Annotated in this window: 13 protein-coding genes; 4 read left to right on the top strand and 9 right to left on the bottom strand. The window is 67.8% G+C overall.

The window, feature by feature from the left end:
* Window positions 1-18: 18 nt before the first annotated feature.
* The 3 genes from K2O51_RS06025 to K2O51_RS06035 form a co-directional block, all read right to left on the bottom strand.
* Window positions 19-1,761, bottom strand: coding sequence for a putative 2-aminoethylphosphonate ABC transporter permease subunit (locus tag K2O51_RS06025; protein ID WP_220630625.1), 1,743 nt, complete (start codon window positions 1,759-1,761; stop codon window positions 19-21).
* A complete protein-coding gene (locus K2O51_RS06030; RefSeq protein ID WP_140950417.1) occupies window positions 1,758-2,852 on the bottom strand; it encodes a putative 2-aminoethylphosphonate ABC transporter ATP-binding protein in 1,095 nt (364 codons plus the stop codon). Before K2O51_RS06030 ends, K2O51_RS06025 begins: the two co-directional genes overlap by 4 nt.
* Window positions 2,853-2,981: 129 nt before the next feature.
* Complete coding sequence (locus K2O51_RS06035) at window positions 2,982-6,212, bottom strand: bifunctional diguanylate cyclase/phosphodiesterase (protein ID WP_220630626.1); 3,231 nt, start codon at window positions 6,210-6,212, stop codon at window positions 2,982-2,984.
* A 295-nt stretch (window positions 6,213-6,507) separates the two neighbouring features.
* Here K2O51_RS06035 and K2O51_RS06040 point away from each other — a divergent pair, with 295 nt between their 5' ends.
* Window positions 6,508-8,499, top strand: a complete 1,992-nt coding sequence (locus K2O51_RS06040) for a sensor domain-containing diguanylate cyclase (RefSeq protein ID WP_011301629.1) — start codon at window positions 6,508-6,510, stop codon at window positions 8,497-8,499.
* Here the strand turns inward: K2O51_RS06040 and K2O51_RS06045 are convergent.
* A complete protein-coding gene (locus K2O51_RS06045; protein WP_011301628.1) occupies window positions 8,493-8,888 on the bottom strand; it encodes a hypothetical protein in 396 nt (131 codons plus the stop codon). The genes K2O51_RS06040 and K2O51_RS06045 overlap by 7 nt on opposite strands.
* Before the next feature lie 282 nt (window positions 8,889-9,170).
* On the opposite strand from K2O51_RS06045, the gene K2O51_RS06050 reads away from it, so the two are divergent.
* On the top strand, window positions 9,171-9,521 hold the full coding sequence (locus K2O51_RS06050) for a four-helix bundle copper-binding protein (RefSeq protein WP_011301627.1): 351 nt from the start codon (window positions 9,171-9,173) through the stop codon (window positions 9,519-9,521).
* Window positions 9,522-9,573: 52 nt separating this feature from the next.
* Here K2O51_RS06050 and K2O51_RS06055 read toward each other — a convergent pair whose 3' ends face one another.
* On the bottom strand, window positions 9,574-10,452 hold the full coding sequence (locus K2O51_RS06055; protein ID WP_011301626.1) for a LysR family transcriptional regulator: 879 nt from the start codon (window positions 10,450-10,452) through the stop codon (window positions 9,574-9,576).
* A gap of 140 nt (window positions 10,453-10,592) precedes the next feature.
* On the opposite strand from K2O51_RS06055, the gene fumC reads away from it, so the two are divergent.
* Both fumC and K2O51_RS06065 read left to right on the top strand, forming a co-directional pair.
* Entirely contained in the window at window positions 10,593-11,999 is a 1,407-nt protein-coding gene (gene fumC / locus K2O51_RS06060) for a class II fumarate hydratase (RefSeq protein WP_011301625.1), read from the top strand.
* Between the two features lie 71 nt (window positions 12,000-12,070).
* Window positions 12,071-13,015 carry a pseudouridine-5'-phosphate glycosidase gene (locus K2O51_RS06065; RefSeq protein ID WP_220630627.1) on the top strand — a complete coding sequence of 315 codons (945 nt, stop codon included), beginning with the start codon at window positions 12,071-12,073 and terminating at the stop codon, window positions 13,013-13,015.
* Window positions 13,016-13,039: 24 nt separating this feature from the next.
* Here K2O51_RS06065 and K2O51_RS06070 read toward each other — a convergent pair whose 3' ends face one another.
* The 4 genes from K2O51_RS06070 to K2O51_RS06085 all read right to left on the bottom strand — a co-directional run bounded on the left by K2O51_RS06070 (window position 13,040) and on the right by K2O51_RS06085 (window position 16,854).
* The gene (locus K2O51_RS06070; protein WP_011301623.1) at window positions 13,040-13,228 is read right to left on the bottom strand and encodes a hypothetical protein; all 189 of its coding nucleotides are present in this window, start codon (window positions 13,226-13,228) and stop codon (window positions 13,040-13,042) included.
* An 87-nt stretch (window positions 13,229-13,315) separates the two neighbouring features.
* Window positions 13,316-14,308, bottom strand: coding sequence for a tripartite tricarboxylate transporter substrate-binding protein (locus K2O51_RS06075; RefSeq protein ID WP_220630628.1), 993 nt, complete (start codon window positions 14,306-14,308; stop codon window positions 13,316-13,318).
* A 29-nt stretch (window positions 14,309-14,337) separates the two neighbouring features.
* Window positions 14,338-15,840: a M81 family metallopeptidase gene (locus K2O51_RS06080; RefSeq protein ID WP_220630629.1), complete on the bottom strand. Its 1,503-nt coding sequence runs from the start codon at window positions 15,838-15,840 to the stop codon at window positions 14,338-14,340.
* Window positions 15,841-15,867: 27 nt separating this feature from the next.
* A complete protein-coding gene (locus K2O51_RS06085) occupies window positions 15,868-16,854 on the bottom strand; it encodes a Bug family tripartite tricarboxylate transporter substrate binding protein (protein ID WP_220630630.1) in 987 nt (328 codons plus the stop codon).
* Between the last annotated feature and the right edge of the window lie 81 nt (window positions 16,855-16,935).

Below are 16,935 nucleotides of genomic sequence, written 5' to 3' on the forward strand. Positions count from 1 at the left end.
CTTGGGTACGCGATTGGTTCAAGCCGGCCGGCGCCAGGCCTGTGTGCGGCGCAGCCAGCCGGCGGAGGCGGCGTGCAGCAGCAGCGCCGCGGCGATGGCGGTCAGCAGGATCAGCGTCGACATGGCAGCGGCGGGCGCGGTGTCGCCGGCGTCGTCCATGTTCAGCACGGAGATTGCGGCCAGCACGGTGTCGGAGCTGTACAGGAAGATCACCGCCGAGACCGTGGTCATCGACGACACGAACAGGTAGCGGAAGATGTCGAGGATGGCCGGCAGGCAGATCGGCACGGTCACGCGCCAGCACGTCACCAGCGGCGCCACGCCGAGTGACAGCGCTGCGGCTTCGAATTCCGTGTCGAGCTGGCGCAGCGCGGCCGCCGCGGTCAGGTGGCCGGTCGTGTAGAAGTGCGTCACATTGCAGAGCACCAGCAAGGCCATGGTGCCGTACAGCCCATGCAGCGGATTGTCCGGGGCATTGAAGAAGAACACGTAGCCGAGGCCGAGCACGAGGCCGGGCACCGCCATCGGCAGCAGGAAGCCGCCTCGCAGCACCGCGTGCAGCCACGCCGGGCCGCGCGTGCGCTCGGTCAGCCACGCGCCGAGGAAGATGATCGCGGCACCAGCGATGGCGGTCATCAGCGACAGCTTCAGGCTGTTGCGATAAGCCAGCCAGCCGCCGCCATCCATATTGTCGAAGTCATAGTGGCCGAGCGTGAGCTGCAGGTTGTACGGCCACAGCTTCACCAGCGACGCGCCCACTGCCGTCGCCAGCACGGTCAGCAGCGCCGCGCTGACGGCGGCTACCATGAGCAGGCAAATGGCATCGCGCACGCGGTCGGGCCTGGGCATATAGACCTGCGCGCGGCTGCTCATCTGCGCGCGCTGGCGGCGCTGCATGGCCATGTCGACGCCAAAGGTCAGCAGCGCCGGTAGCAGCAGCAACATGCCGATCAGCGCGCCCGTGTCGAACTTCTGCTGGCCGACCACGGCCTTGTAGGCCTCGAGCGCCAGGACCGGGTAGCCGCCGCCGACGACCTTGGGCACGCCGAAATCCGTGATCACCAGCGTCACCACCAGGCAAGCCGCCGCGAACAAACCCTGGCGCGCGCCGGGCAGCGTCACGGTGCAGAAGGTGCGCCACGGGCTCGCGCCCATGGCACGCGCGGCCTCGTAAAGGCGCGCATCGGCCAGCGACAGCGTGGCGACCAGCACCATCAACGCATGCGGAAAGGTGTAGAAGGCCTCGCCGAGCAAGATGCCCCAGAAGCCATAGATGCCGCCTGCGCCGAAGACCTGCCTGAAGATGCCCTGGTTGCCGAACAGATAGACCAGCGCGATGGCCGGCAACAGCGACGGCGCAAACAGCGGCAGCAGCGCAATGCCGCGCCACAGCGGACGCACGGCGATGCGCGAACGCTGCAGCGCATAGGCGAAACCGAAGGCGAGCGGCACCACCACCGCCACAGTCGCCAGCGACACCGCCACGCTGCGGCCCAGCAGCGGCAGGAAATTGGGATTGGCGAACAGTTCCGCCAGCCGGGTGCCAAGCGCCCACTGCCCGGCACCGTCGAACCATGCCTGGCGGAACAGCGCCACCAGCGGCAACAGCAGCGCAATGGCCCCGCCCAGCAGCCACAGCCATTTCATGGCGGCAGGCGCGCGATGGGCGAGCCCCGCTCCGGTGGCGCGCTGCGGCACGGAGGCGTGATCAGCCACGGGCGCGGCAGCGAGGCCGGTAGTCTCTTGAGCGACCCGGTTCATGCGAACACCCGCAGGGCCGCCGCCGGCAGCGAAATCCAGAACTTCTGCGCGCCCGCGTCGGGCAGGAGGTGGCGTTGCGCGCGCGGCACGTCGGCAAACAGGATCGTGCCCGGCAGGCGTTCGGCTTCCAGCGCCACGCGGTAGCGGCTGCCCAGGAACGTATGGTCGACCACGCGGGCCAGCAGCCGGTTCGCTTCGCCGTCGGCGGCGTGCAGGCGCACGGCCTCGGGGCGGCAGCACAGGCGTCCGGATTCGGGCATGCCATTGGGCAATGCCACTTCGAGGTCCACGGCAAGGCTGCCGCCCCCGACCACGAAGCGCCCCGGGGCGCCGCGCCGGCCGTGCAGCCAGTTGGCCTGTCCGACAAAATTGGCGACAAACGCCGAGGCCGGCTGCTCGTAGATCTGCACGGGGGTGCCTGACTGGACGATGCGCCCGCCGTCCATCACGGCGATGTGGTCGGCCATGGCCATCGCCTCTTCCTGGTCATGGGTGACCATCACCGTGGTGATGTTCAGGCGGCGCTGGAGCTGGCGCAGTTCGGTGCGCAGGTGTTCGCGCACGCGCGCGTCGAGTGCGGACATCGGCTCGTCAAGCAGCAGCAACGACGGTGCCGGCGCCAGCGCGCGGGCCAATGCGACGCGCTGCTGCTGGCCACCGGAAAGCTGGCCGGGGAACTTGTGCTCGCTGCCGGGCAGGCCGATCAGGTCGAGCATTTCGGCGACCCGGGCATCACGGCGGGCGCGGCCCATGCCGCGGCCGTGCAGGCCGTACGCCACATTGGCGGCGACGGTCAGGCTCGGAAACAGCGCGTATGACTGGAACAGGATGCCGTAGTCACGCGCCTGCGGCGGCAACCGGGTCAGGTCGCGGCCACCCGCGTGAATACGGCCCGCGTCCTGGCGCTCAAGCCCGGCAATGATGCGCAGCAGCGTGCTCTTGCCGCAGCCCGAAGGCCCCAGCAGGCACAGCAACTCCCCTTGTCCGACCGACAGCGAAACGCCGTCCAGCGCCGCAAATGCGCCAAAGCGCTTGCTGACCTCATCCACCGCCAGGAACACCCGGCCCTCCCCGGGCTTGCCTGCCTGCATCACGCCATCTCCGCCAATCCATTGAAACGGACGCCAGCTTAGGCAGGTGATATGCCAGGCGTGTGGCAGAACGGCAAACTTATCCGATGGGGCTATCGGCCGTTTTTTGGCTTCGGAGGAGGATGCGGCTCAGGCGGGGTCGCGGTCAGTACCGGTTTCGGCGCTCGCACCGGTCTCGGACCAGGCGTCGGCGGGCAGCATGCGCTCGAAGCCGCTGTCGAGCACCTCGCGCAGCGTGTCGGGGCCGACCGCGCGGCAGAACAGGTAGCCCTGCAGCGCATCGCAGCCCTGGGCGCGCAGGAACTCGAACTGCGCCATGGTTTCCACGCCTTCGGCCACGACCTTGAGGTGGAGCTGGTGGCCCAGCGCGATGATCGCCGCCGCGACCACCTGGTCGTGTCCGGGCCTGGCCACGTCATCAACGAAGGACTTGTCGATCTTCAACCGGCTGATCGGCAGGCGCGTGAGATAGTGCAGGCCCGAATAGCCTGTGCCGAAGTCGTCGATCGACAGCTGCACGCCCAATTCGCGCAGCCGCAGGAAGGTGTCGATCGTGGTCTCGCCCCCTTCGACAAGGATGCCTTCCGTCACTTCGATGGTCAGGCTGCCCGGCGGCAGGCCTGCCTGCTGCAAGGTGCGTGCAACGAGGTCGGGGAATCCCGGCTGGCGCAGCTGCAGCGGGGAAATGTTCACGGCCACCTCGATGTCGCGGCCGAGCGCCGTGCGCAAGGCCTGGATGTCGCTGCAGGCCGTGGCCAGCGCCCATTCGCCGAGCGCGCCGATCAGGCCGCATTGCTCGGCAATGGGAATGAACTCGGACGGCTGCATCATGCCGCGTTCAGGCGTATGCCAGGCCATGAGCGCCTCGACGCCGGTCACGGCCAGCGTGCTCGTATCGACGATGGGCTGGTAGCGCAGCGTGAATTCCTGTTCGTCGACCGCGCGGCGCAGCAGCCCTTCAATCGTCAGGCGCGCGAGCGAGGCTTCGGCCATCTCGCTGGCAAAGCGGCGCAGCTGCGCGCGGCCGCCCTGCTTGGCGGCATACAGCGCGGCATCGGCCGACTTGAGCAGGTCGGTCAGCGATTCGCCGTCGGCCGGGAACATCGCAATGCCCAGCGATGGCGTCACGCGCAGGCGCTGCCCGCCGATCTCCAGCGCTTCGGACACCCGCGCGAGAATTTTTGAGGCCGCCAGCTCCGCCTCGGTGTCATGGCGCAGGCCGCCCAGCACGACCGCGAACTCGTCGCCGCCCATGCGCGCGACCAGGTCGCCCTGGCGCACCGCGGCCTTGAGCCGGTCGGCAATGGTGCGCAGCACGTCATCGCCAACCGGGTGGCCGAGCGAATCGTTGATGTGCTTGAAATGATCAAGGTCGAGCAGCAGCAGGGCCACGCGCTCGCCGTGGCGCCGCGCGTGCAGCAGCACGGCTTCGCAGCGCTCGGTCAGCTCGGCGCGATTGGGCAGGCCGGTCAGCGCATCGTGCAGCGCCAGGTGGCGGATGTATTCATCCACGCGGTGGCGCTCGGTCAGGTCGCACGCAATGGCCTGGTACTGGCGCGGCTGGCCGTCTTCGGCAGGCAGTTCGCGCAGCGTGACCTGCACCGGCACGCGCGAGCCCCCCTTGCGCACCCACGTCCATTCACGTTCGTCGACCAGCCCGAGGCGGGCCTTGGCCACCAGCGCGGGCAGCCCCGGCGCGATGGTCTCGCCAAGCTCGCGCGTCAGGTCGCGCGCACGCTCGGCCAGTTCGTCGGCCACGTGCAAATCGGCATAGCGTATGCCTGCGCCCTGCGCCGGGCCGGGATACCAGAGCATGTGCTGGCCGGTGCGATTGATATCGGTGATGCGGCCGTCTTCATCGAAGGTGATCACGCACATCGGCGCGTGGTCGGCCAGGCTCGCATAGCGCCCGGCCTGTACGGCGGCCTGCTGGCGCGCGTGCCACAGTTCGTCGAGGTCGGTCAGGATCCAGAGCGAGCGGGCAGGCTCGCCGGCGTTGGCGCCGGGCAGGCGCGCCATGCCGGCCCGCAACGGGAAACGGCTGCCGTCCACACGCACGCCCTGGAGTTCGCGCTGTGCCGATGCCTGGGCAGACGGCGCGACGGACGCCATGGCGATGCCGGCCACGCCTGGAACCAGGTCGGCCAGAGCCCTGCCCTGCAGGCCGTCGATGCCGGCGCCGAAGAGCTGCATTGCGCGCGGGCTCGCGCTGAGCACCTTGCCGTCGGCATCGGTCACGAGAAAGCCGTCAGGGGCCAGCGCCATGCAAGCCTGCAGCATCGCATGGTCGGCGTCCCGCCGGCTGTCGGCCGCCGCCGCGTCCCGCCGCGCCGCCTGGCCCCGGCGTGCGAGCGCAAAGGTCAGCAGCACCATCAGGAACGTGGCCAGCGCCCCGGCGGCGGCGGCCATGCGGGCGCGATCGCCGCCGTGGGCCGCTTCGAACGCCGGCCGGGTCGACGCATGCAGGGTCCAACCGCGTCCGCCATAGTCGAAATGGCGCTCGCCGGCCAGCATCGGCGTAGCGCCGTCGTCGCGCCGCTCGCCATCGGTGAGGTCGCCCGACACCTTGCTGCCGCGTACGCTGCCGGAGCCCTCGTGAAGCGACAGCACCAGCTCGCCGGCGCCGCGTCCCGCCACGCTGCGCATCAGGTCGCCCAGGCGCAGCGACGCATAGACGTAGCCGACAACCGCCGCGCGCCGCTGCTCGACGCTGCTCAGCGCCTCACCGCTGCCGTAAATGGGCACGAACACCAGCGCGCCAAGCTGGTGCGTCGATGACTCGGCTTCACGCAGCAGTTCCAGCGCGCTCGTGGCACGCGGCTCGCCGCTGTCGCGCGCGGCCTCCAGGGCGGCGCGGCGCGCCGGGTCCGACAGCATGTCGAAGCCCAGCACACGGGCGTTGCGCCCAGCCAACGGCTCGATATAGAAGACCGGGGCATAGAGATCGCGCGCGCCCGTGGGATGGATCGCGTAGTCGGACAGGCCGTCGCGGCGCGCTGCGACAGCCAGGCGGGCAACCCCGTCGCGCCGCACCACGGGGGCATAGCCGACGGACTGCGTGCCGGGCGGCAGTTCGTCGAGTTGGGCCGCATACAGGTAGTTGCGCCACTGGGTTCGCGATGTCGCCGGATTGGCCGTCATGAGGCCCGCCACGCCGCGCAGGAGCTGGTCGTTCTCCTGCAGCCGCGCGCGCAGCGCGACTGTGGCGTCGGTCAGCAGCGCGTCGAAGCGCTGCTCCGCCAGGCGCTGCTCGGGTTGCGCCACCTGCCGCCATGCAGCAACCGTCAATAGCGTACCGCCCGCGGCAACGAGCAGCGCGAGCAAGGCGGGCACGGCGGACGTCGGCAAACGCAGTTTCATGGCGGAGGGCATTCGTGGGATCGCCGCACGGCGCGCACCCGCGCCTGGCAGGCAACGGGCACTATACCTTGGCGCGCCGCAAAGCACAGCCCCGCATTGGAGCGTTTCCACACAGCGAGGGCACAGGCTGTCGGGGAAATTCCCCTCGCACCGCATTGTCAACCCCCACACATTGCCCACCTGCGGGGATCGTGCCGCGTATGGTAGGGTAGTGCCGCAGGCGTTCCGCCGTGCGCATCGCCTGCCCGGACCCTGGCCCCCGCGCGGCAAGCCGAATTCCGAACATCGCCCCCGCATGCCTGTCTTCTTGCCTTCGCTGAAAGCGCGTATCGCGTTGATCACCACGGTCCTGGCCGCGGTGTTCGGCACCGGCATCGTGCTGACGTCGCTGTTCGCCGCGCACCGCGACCTGCAAGACGTGCTGCAGGACGAGCAGGACTCCATCGTCAAGCTGTCCGCGGACCAGCTCGACACCGCCATGGAAGACCGCATCATGCTGCTGAGGCAGCAGGCCGCGCAGCTTGGCGGCCTGTTTGGCACGGCGCGCGGCGCGCAGGCCCCCGCGGCAATGGCGCAGGCGCTGGCGCAGGTACGACGCGCCATTCCGGTCCCCGGTGCGTTCAATTCACTGATGGTCGTTGACGCGCGCGGCACGGCGCTCGGCGACAGCGGGATGGTCACCGAGGTGGGCGACCGCACCTATTTCCGCGAAGCCGCACGCACGCTCGCCCCCGTGATCAGCCCGCCGATCCGCGCGCGCACCAACGACCGCCTCGGCGTGATCGTCGCCGTGCCGGTCCTGTCCGCGCAGGGACGCTTTGCCGGCCTGGTCGGCGGCTGGCTCGACCTGGCTCGTTCGAACTTCCTGGTCGAGGTGCTGCACAACCGGTTGGGCACCACGGGCTTCTACTGCCTGGTCTCCGCGGGCAGCCGCCCCGTCTACATACAGCATCCCGACCCGACCCAGGCGCGCCAGCCAGCCCGCGCGATCGGCGACACCTGTGGCCAGGACGATCGCGCCGCCACGTTGGAATTCCTGACACCCACGCGCCCCGTAGTCTCGCGCTACCTGATGTCCACGACGGGCTGGGAACTGGTGGCGCTGCTGCCCGCGCACGAGGCCTACGCGCCGCTGCACCGCATGCAGCAACGCTTCCTGATCCTGGCGGGGCTGGCGCTGCTGCTGGTGGCCGCGTCCATCTGGCTGGCCGTGCGCCTTCTGCTGGCGCCGCTGACGCGGCTGCATGAAGTGGTCAGGGACAGCGCGTCCGACCTGTCCGCGTTCGAGCGGCTGCCCGAGCGGCAGCACCGCGACGAGATCGGCGACCTTGCGCGCGCCTTCACCCGCCTGATGCGCGACGTGCGCGAACGCCGCCAGGAACTGGACCGCAGCGAGCGGCGCCTGCGCGCGGTGACCGACACGCTGCCGTCGCTGCTGGCCTTCATCGACACGGACGAGCGCTATGTGTTCAACAACATTGCGTACGAGCACACCTTCGGCCTGACGCTGGAGGAATTGCGCGGCAAGACCGTGCGCGAGGTATTGGGCGAAACGCGCTATGCCAGGGCCCAGCCTTTCCTGCAGCGCGCACTGGCCGGCGCCGTGGTGACCTTCGAGTCCGAGGAAAACGAACCCGAGTACCACTGCATGGAAACCAGCTACCGGCCCGAATGGAGCGCGGATGGCAGCGAGGTGGTCGGCGTGCATATCCACGTGCAGGACATTACGCCACGCAAGCTCGAAACCATGCGGCTATCGCATATTTCCAGCACGGACCACCTGACGCAGCTACTGAACCGCAGCGCGTTCGAAAGCCGCCTGCAGGATGCCATGGCGCGATGCCGCGAAAGCGGCGGCATGATGGCGCTGCTGTACCTGGACATGGACCGCTTCAAGGCGGTCAACGACATCCATGGCCATGCGGCCGGCGACCTGCTGCTGCAAGCCTTCGCCAAGCGCGTGCTAGGCTGCGTGCGCAAGCAGGATGCGGTGGCGCGGCTCGGCGGCGACGAATTCGCGGTGATCCTCGAGAGCGTTGGCCATGCGGCCGCGGCGCGCAGCGTGGCTACCGACATCCTGTGCGCGGTGGGCCAGCGCTTTCACTTCGAAGGCATGTTCGCCGATATCGACGTGAGCATCGGCGTGGCGCTGTACGATGGCGGCCCGATGCAGGAGCGCGAACTGATGCGCCTGGCCGATGTGCTGCTCTACCGCGCCAAGGGCGCGGGACGGGGCCGCTACGAGATCGGCCCCCCGGAACTGATTACCGCAGACAGCGCTCAGTGAACCGTGCCGCGCGGTGTGCCGCCCGAGCCACCCGCGTCGCCAGCATCCTCACCGGCGTCACTGCCGGGCTCATACGGCACATGGCGTCCGTCGCTGGACTGGTAGCCGAGTTGCGCGTCGGCGCCCAGCATCTTCTGCCACGCAATCATCGCCTCGGCCACCGAGTTCGGTTCGCCCTTGAAGACGACCACGTCGTTGCCGCATGCCGGACACTGCCCGCCAAAGACGGCGTCGATGCCGGGCAAGCCGGGCACGTCGAGCTCATCGAATTCCTGGAAGGCCGTCTTGCAGTGGCCGCAGACCAGTTGCGCCGGGCGCAGGGCCTCTTTCTTCGCGCGTGCCGCTTCGGCCCGCTCCTGGGGCGTACCCCTTCGTTTTGCCTCGCCCATGATGTCCTTCCTTTCCTGCCTTGGTGTGGAATGCCGCCTTTCCGATTAGAGCATGGCGGGGGGCGGCAAGTGCCGCTGCCCTGCGGGCTCCCGCGACATGTTCGGAGGCACAGGTCGCATTGTAGATCACTGCTGTGCAGCATACCCGTCCCGGCAGGACCCGTTTGCGCCTGCTATTGTGGATAACGGTTGCCTGCGGCATCCGCTCCGGTCACCGCGCGCGCCGTCTCTGTGTTGTCTCTTACCGCATGCCGTCACCGATCCCCCAAGGAGGACGCTCCCATGATCCGACCCACCGTGCAGGAAAACGCCGCCCGCTACGCCGACTGCATTGCCGCCTGCAATGCCTGCGCCGCCGCCGCGCTCAAGTGCGCCGCGGCATGCCTGGAAGAGCCCGACGTGCGCAAGATGGCGCGCTGCATCGCGCTGGACATGGACGTCGCCGGCATTGCGCAGCTCGCCGCGTCCTACATGCTGCGCAACAGCGAGTTTGCCCCGTTGGTCTGCGAAGACTGCGCCGAAGTCTGCAAGTGGTGCAAGGAAGAGTGCGAACGGCACGACGCCGAGCATTGCCAGGAATGCGCCCGTGCTTGCGCGGCCTGCATGGAAGCCTGCCTGAAGATGACGGCCTGACCGAGCCAATAGTGCGCGTGGCGGGTGCCGCTTTCCTCACACCTGCTGCGCGCTAATCCTCGGTTCTCTTCCCGGCTGGCTCCGCAAGCGAGACAAACGCATCGATGAGCCGGGCCTGCCGACGTTCGCGCAGGCAGTACATGTACTCGTGCAATTGCGGCGATCCGCCCGTGAAGTGCAGCACGCGCAGGTCCGCGTGGCTCGGCACTTCATGCAGCGCGATCACCGACACGCCGAGATTGCGCACCACGGCCTCGCGAATCGACTCGCGGCTGCCGATTTCCATCTGGGAACCAGGCACGACATTGGCCTCGGCCAGCATCTGCTCGGTCGCGATGCGCGTGGTGGATCCCGCTTCCCGCATCAGCAGCCGGCACCCAGCGAGTGCGGCGGGGGTGATTTCGGTTCGCCCGGCCAAAGGATGGGTGCGATGCACGACCAGCACGAGCGGATCCACGCCCAGCAGCAGCCGCGACAGGCGCGGGTCATCCACGAAATTGGACGACATGGCCACGTCCACGCGGTACTCCTGCAGGGCATTGAGCATTTCCTGCGAGTTGCCCATCTCGACCGTGACGTCGATGGCCGGATAGCGTGCGCTGAAGCGGCGGATGAGGTCCAGCACATAGTACGGCGCGGTGGCGCCGATGCGCAGGCTGCCCGTGCGCAGGTCGCCCGAATGGCGCAGGAAGAAATCGATTTCCGTTTCCTGCTGGACCAGCGTCTCGACCTTGGGCAGCAGCGTCAGCCCCGCATCGGACAGCGCCAGACGCCTGCCGCCGCGGTGGAACAGCTCGACGCCATAGGCCTCTTCGAGCGCGCGGATCTGCGCGGTGATGGTCGGCTGCGACAAGCCCAGCCGCTTGGCGGCCTGCGTCACGCTGCCGATGCGAGCCACCATGAAGAACGACTTGAGCTGGGCGATAAGCATGCTGGTGGCAGGGGAATGGCGTAAGAATGGCGTGAGTGCCGGTCACAATGAAGCACTATTCTAGAGGACGGCCACGTGACGGGCCGCCAGATGGCCATGCACCGCGTCCGTCTCTCTCCCTCGTAGCCAGGAGCTTGTCAATGTCCGCACCGTCTTCCTCCGCCACCCGCATCGAAAAAGACAGTCTCGGCGATGTGCCAGTCCCCGCCGACCACTTGTGGGGGGCGCAGACCGAACGCTCGCGCCAGAATTTCCGCATCGGCAATGAAAAGATGCCGCCGGCGCTGATTGAAGCGTTTGCCATCCTCAAGCTGTGTGCCGCGCGCGCCAACCGCGAGCTTGACGTGCTGCCACAGGAACTGGCAGGCGCCATCGAGCAAGCAGCAAGCGAAGTGATCGAAGGCCGCTGGCCCGATGAATTCCCGCTTTCGGTGTGGCAGACCGGCTCTGGCACGCAGACCAACATGAACCTCAACGAGGTCATCGCCAACCGCGCCATCCAGCTGCTTGGCGGCCAGGTCGGCAGCAAGAAGCCCGTGCACCCGAACGACCACGTCAACGCGAGCCAGTCGTCCAACGACAGCTTCCCGACGGCCATGCACATCGCCGCCACGCGCGCGATCCAGCAGAAGCTGCTGCCCGCGCTCGAGACGCTGCAGCAGACGTTCGCGCGCAAGGTCGATGCGTTCGCCGACATCGTCAAGGTCGGCCGCACGCACCTGCAGGATGCCGTGCCGCTGACGCTCGGCCAGGAGTTCTCTGGCTATATGACGCAGGTCGCCGATGCCCAATCGCGGTTGCAGCAGGCCATGCTTCGCGCGATGCCTGTCGCGCAGGGCGGCACGGCGGTGGGCACCGGCCTGAACGCGCCGCCGGGATTCGCCGCCGCATTCGCGCGCGCGCTGGCCGACTACACCGGCCTGCCATTCGAGCCCGCACCGAACCGCTATGCGCTGCAGGCCGCCCACGATGCGCTGGCCGACCTGTCCGGCGCCCTCAATACGACGGCCTCATCGTTCCTGAAGATCGCGCGCGATTTCATGCTGCTGGGCTCGGGCCCGCGCGCCGGCTTTGCCGAACTGCAGCTTCCGGCCAACGAACCGGGTTCGTCGATCATGCCGGGCAAGGTCAATCCGACGCAGGCGGAAGCGCTCGCCATGGTCTGCTGCCGCGTGATCGGCAACCACACCACGGTCACGCTGGCGAATGCGCTCGGCACGCTCGAACTCAATGCGTACAAGCCGGTGATCGTCTACAGCCTGCTGCAGTCGGTGACACTGCTTGCGGATGCCGCATCGAGCTTCGCCGAACACATGGTCGAAGGCGTGGAAGCCGACCGCGAGCGCATTGCCGAACTGCTCGAACGCTCGCTGATGCCGGTAACCGCGCTCAATCCGCATATCGGCTACGACAAGGCTGCGGAAATCGCCAAGCTGGCCGTCAAGCGCAACCTGTCGCTGCGCGAGGCGGCGATTGCTTCGGGTCATGTAACCGAGGAGCAGTTTGCGCAGTGGATCGATCTGAAGGGGATGACCAAAGAGGTGTAAGGCCTGAGAACGCCGGGGCGCAACTGTCGCTCCGGCAATACCTAACGATCTTGCCTACCGGGAACATCGAATTGTCTACCGACCTCGCCCAATCCTGGCTGACCTTCAGCGCACCGGTTGCCGCAGCGCGTGCCGCGGGTCGGCCGCTCGTCGCACTCGAATCGACGATCATCGCGCACGGCATGCCCTACCCAGAAAACGTGCGGACGGCGCACGAGGTAGAGGCACTGATTCGTGAGCTGGGCGCGGAGCCCGCGACGATCGCGCTGATCGACGGGCGCATCCGCGTCGGCCTGTCGGACGATGAACTCGAACGGCTCGGCCGCTCGGGCAAGGCCCACAAGGTCAGCCGCCGCGACCTGCCCGCGGTGCTGACCAGCGGCGAGCTTGGTGCGACTACCGTGGCGGGCACGATGATCTGCGCGGCGCTGGCCGGCATCGAGGTCTTCGTGACCGGCGGCATTGGCGGCGTGCACCGCGGCGCGCAGGAGACTTTCGATATCTCCGCCGACCTGCAGGAACTTGCGCGAACGTCAGTAGCGGTGGTGTGCGCGGGCGCCAAGTCCATTCTCGACATCGGCCTGACGCTGGAATACCTGGAAACGCAGGGCGTCCCCGTGCTCACTTGCGGGCAAGAAAACTTCGCGGCGTTCTACAAGCGCGACAGCGGTTTTCGCGCGGACTACCGGCTCGACGATCCGGCGGAACAGGCACGCTTTGTCCGCACGAAATGGGATCTCGGACTTGCCGGTGGCGTGTTGCTGAGCACGCCGGTGCCAGAGGCGGCGGCCATGGCGTCGGAGGAAATCGATGCGCTGACGCAGCGGGCACTTGACGAAGCGCAGGCGCAAGGCATCACCGGCAAGGCCGTGACACCGTTCCTGCTCGCGCGCATCAAGGCGCTCACTGGTGGCCGCAGCCTGGCCACCAATATCGCGCTGGTGAAGCACAACGCCGAAGTCGGCGCACGGCTCGCACTGGCGCTGGCACAGGCGGCACGCGGCGCAGTGGCCTAGACGCCGCCTCGGGCTGAAATGGCTTCAGTCACCGCTCTTTTCGGGCGGGACTGCCTTGCCCAGCAGCTTGCCGAGCAACCCGGTCTTCGCAGCAGCCTGCCGATCCTTCGTCTTCGGCACGTTGCCGGCGCGGTTGGCACCTGCCTGCTTCATGTTGTTGTTGATCTTCAGGCCCTTGTTTTTTTCGAGGTCGGTTTTCTTCACGGAGGTCATCCCAGGAGTCGATGGGCTGCATTGTACGCAGTAGGGAGACCCCGGCGGCGTATTCGGACAGTGTCCGCCAGCCGGGACGGCCGGGCCTCAATCACTCGCCGTGAACCCCGACGCCTCCACCACGGGCTTCCACTGCGCACGCTGCGCTTGAATCATCTTGCGCAGTGCCGCGCCGGACTGCCCGTTCATCTCCATGCCCAGTGCGGCCATTTTGTCGCGCACGTCTGGCGTCCGGATCGCCTCGAGCATCGCCTTTTCAATTCGCCCCACCGTTTCCGCAGGCGTGCCTGCAGCAACGAAGGCCGAGTACCAGCCCGATGCCGATTCAAAGCCCGGCGCACCGGATTCCGCGAGCGTCGGCACGTCGGGAAGCAGCGACGTACGCTTTGTGCCCGTAACGCCGAGGAAGCGGATCTTGCCCGCGCGATACAGCTCCATCTGCCCGGCGACGGCGTCGATGCCGAGCGGCAGCGTGCCGCCGATCTCATCGGTCAGCATCATCACCGCGCCGCGGTAAGCCGTCGGCAACAGCGGCACGCCGATTTCCTTGCCCAGCGTCAGCACGCCGAAATGGATCGTGCCGCCTAGCGTGACCAGCCCGACGCCGCCCTTGGCCGGTTGGCGCTTCACCCACGCGAGGTACTCCTGCATGGTGCGATAGGGCTGGTTCACGCTGGTCGACGCCACCAGCGGTACGTCGGCCAGATAGGCAACGGGGACAAGGTCCTTGTCGGGATCGTACGGAAGCTGCTTGTAGGTCAGCGGAAAGATCGTAAACGGCGGCGCAGGCGAGATCAGGATCGTCTTGCCATCGGCAGCCGAGCGCCTGACGGTATCCAGCGCAAGCCTTGCCGATGCGCCGGGACGATTCTCGACCACCACCGGCGTGTTCAGCGACACGCGCAGCTTCTCCGCCAGCGTGCGCGCGAAGATGTCGAGCGCGCCACCGGCGGCGAAGCCGACCACGATGCGCGTGGGCGTGTCACTGGCAGCCGCAACGGCGGCGTGGGGAACGGCACTGGCGCCGAGGGCCAGGCCCAGTATGGCCGCCAGGCGCTTCAGAACAATTCGGAACGGCATTTCGGCAACCTTGGGCAATGCGCAGTCGCTCAGGCGGCCTGCAGCGTGGTGTCGGTTTCGAGCGGATAGATCGGGCGCCGCAGGTTGCGGAATGGGAACAGGCTGTAATCCGAGCTGCAGACACCCGGGCCGGCAACGAGCACGATGTCCTTGGCGATCGGCTCGAACCCTGCGCGGAAATGCTGGCGCGACTTGATCAGCACGTACTTGCGGCGCGACAGGTCGATGCCGGCATGCGTGAATACGCCCGTATCGAACGGCTCCTGCGGCTTCTCGCAGATGACCACGAGCGTGCCTTCCACGTCGAGCACGACGGTGCGGCCGAGGCTCAGCTTCATGCCGGTGAACATCGGCCCGGTCACCTGGTAGTTGCCATCGGTGATGCACTGGACGCGTCCTGTCAGCGTCAATGGGCGGCCCTTCAGGCCCAGCGCCGGCATATCTGTCTTGCCGCCGACGCCGAGCGTCACGGTGCTGCCGACGCCAGCGTCGATCAGCCTCGCCACGGCGGCCGGGTCCCAGAATGGTCCCGCCACCACGCCCTCCAGCCCTTGCCGGAGCACTTCGCCGAGCACCGTCATCTCGTCGGTCGGACCGCCCGCGCCGCAGTTGTCGCCGTGGTCGACCAGGATCACCGGCCCGGTTTCAGCCGTGCGCGCTCGCGCGATCGAGTCCTCCATCGGCTCGATCGGGAACACGAAATCGGCGCGGCGTTCCCAGGCCATGTGGCACAGGTCATCGAGCAATCGGCGCGCGGCATCGGTATGCCCCGCATCGGCGACGATTACGACAGTCAGCCCGGTATGCGGGATGTCAGCCAGCGGGAAGCCGCCGAACACCGACGCGTTCAGCACCTCGCCGTCGCGCTCGGCGGCCATGGCGCGGTCCATGATGTCCTTCATCGGCTGCTCGCGCGGCGTCTGGCGCAGCATGTGCGTGAGCATCGGCAGCGTGCGCCAGAGCATGACGGGCTTGCTCTCGCCGCGCAGCGCCGCCATCAGCGTGCGTGCCGCGCGCGCGCCGGTCTCGTAGACGTCCACGTGCGGATAGGTGCAATAGCCCGCGATGACCGTGGCGTTGTCGATCAGCGCAGCACTGAAGTTCGCGTGGAAATCGAGCGAGACGGCGATAGGCACGTCCGGCGCGACGGCCCGGATGCGTGCTAGCAGCTCGCCTTCGGCATCGGGAAAGCCTTCGGCGACCATCGCGCCGTGCAGGTCGAGCATGACCCCATCGCAACCGTCACGCACGGCGTCGACGATGATGGCCGCCATCGACTCGAATGCGTCGGCTGTGACCACGCCGCTCGGCACGGCGTTGGCCATCAGCGGCATCACGAACTCGTCGCCCTGCTTCTCGACCAGGTCCATGAAAGCCGCCGCCGCGCTATTGGTGCCGCGGCATGCCCGCACCGCGTCTTCGCCGCGCAGCGGACCGTCAGTGGTGCTGCCGCGGTTGAATGCGCGCAGCGGCGTGGGGATCGGCGAAAAGGTATTGGTTTCATGCCGCATCAGGGCAATGACAAAACGCATAACAAAAACTCCGGTACGGGCGAGGCGTCAGTTGGATTCGAGATCGACAGTGCGGGCGATGGCGCCATAGCGCAGCGTCTCGCCCTGCAAGAAGCGCTTGCTCTCGGCGGGCGGCGTCAGCACGGACTCGTAGGCAAGCGTCTGCAGCCGTGCCTGGAAATCCGGCTCCTGGACACTGGCCTTCACTTCCTTGTAGAGGCGGTCGATCGTGTCCGCGGGCGTGCCGGCCTTGACCACGAGTGCCAGGTTGGCGCGGATCTGCAGCGCATCCTTGTCGTCCGGCTTCTGCAATTCCAGGTTCGGGAACTGCGCTACGGGCTTGCCCTGCAGCGCGGCCAGCGGCCGGGCCTTGCCCTCGGTCACATAGCTGATGGAGGAGCCGATTACGTCGACGTGCGCGTAGGTCTGGCCGCCGATCAGGTCCGACATCGCCGGCGGCGAACCGCGATACGGCACGATGGTGAAGTCGAGCCCGTTGCGGCGCTTCCAGTCCGCCAGCCCAAGGTGCGCGGCGCCGGCCACGGTATTGATGCTGATGGATACCTTGCCGGGGTTCTTCCGGATATAGGCCGTCAGTTCGGACAGGTTCATCTCTTTGCGGTCCGCCCGCGCAATGATCCAGTGCGGCACGGTGCTGACGATCGTGACGGGCGTGAAATCGGTGTCGGGGCGGTAACGCAGGCCCTTGATCGTATGCGGGTTGATGTTGAGCGTGCCGTCGCTCGCGAGCAGCAGCGTGTTGCCGTCCGCCTTCTCTTTCAGCACGGACATCGCCCCCGGCACCGTGGCGCCGCCGGCAATGTTCTCCACCACCACGGGCTGGCCAAGGCGCTGCTCGAGCTTGCGCGCCAGCGTGCGCCCGACGATGTCGTACGACCCGCCGGCCGGGAACGGCACCACGAGGCGGAGCGGCCGGTCGGGCCACGTGGCGGCGGTAGCGCACGTCGCGGCCATCATCGCTGCACCAGCAAAAGCCGCCTGAAGGATGGCGGAAAGCCTGCTCGTTCGAATCATCGGTCTCCTTCCGAGGTCTCGGTGCCTCGTCTGCATGTTGCGGATGCGGCCGACTATAGGGGATCCTGTCCTGCACCAAAA

The organism is Cupriavidus pinatubonensis, assembly GCF_019602855.1.
Taxonomy (GTDB): domain Bacteria; phylum Pseudomonadota; class Gammaproteobacteria; order Burkholderiales; family Burkholderiaceae; genus Cupriavidus; species Cupriavidus pinatubonensis.